Annotated in this window: 1 pseudogene; it reads right to left on the reverse strand. The window is 59.4% G+C overall.

Annotated features, from left to right (window positions below):
* Positions 1-124: 124 nt before the first annotated feature.
* A pseudogene (locus tag KNW02_RS20765) lies at positions 125-457 on the reverse strand (tyrosine-type recombinase/integrase); the annotation flags it as partial.
* Positions 458-520 lie beyond the last annotated feature (63 nt).

The following is a 520-nucleotide window of genomic DNA, read 5'->3' on the forward strand; positions in this document are numbered from 1 at the left end:
AAAAATCCCATGTCGATCACTCCGTATGCCTCCAGCTGCTTCAAGCCGAGGCAGGGTTGCACATGGGTCAATTCTCAATGACAATTTTGGCGGTTGCCGGGTCAATTCTCAGTGGCAATCAACAGTCCTTCTGGCCCTTGCCCTGCTCGACATGGATCAGCATCCGGTCGCTGTCGATGTCGCCGATCTTGAGATTGCTGACCTCGGCGGCCCGGAGCCCTGCGCCGTAGGAGATGCTGAGCGCGGCGCGATACTTGAGCCCGGGCCCCGGCGCCGCCATCAGGATGTCGGACACCTCTTCGATGCTGAAGACTACCGGCAGCTTGCGCGGCTCGGTGCGAAACTGCATGTAGCGCTTCATCTCCTCCCGCCCGCAGGTCATGCCGAAAAAGAACTGAACCGCCCCGGGTTTACCGGAGAGTAGAACACTCAAAGGATGAGCCCTATGACGAAGCAGAGATTCACCCCCGCTTACCCTGCCGAACTTCGCGAGCGCGGCGTTCGGTTGTTTCGAGAGCAC

Origin of the sequence: Paracoccus marinaquae (assembly GCF_018860165.1) — a bacterium.
Taxonomy (GTDB): domain Bacteria; phylum Pseudomonadota; class Alphaproteobacteria; order Rhodobacterales; family Rhodobacteraceae; genus Paracoccus; species Paracoccus marinaquae.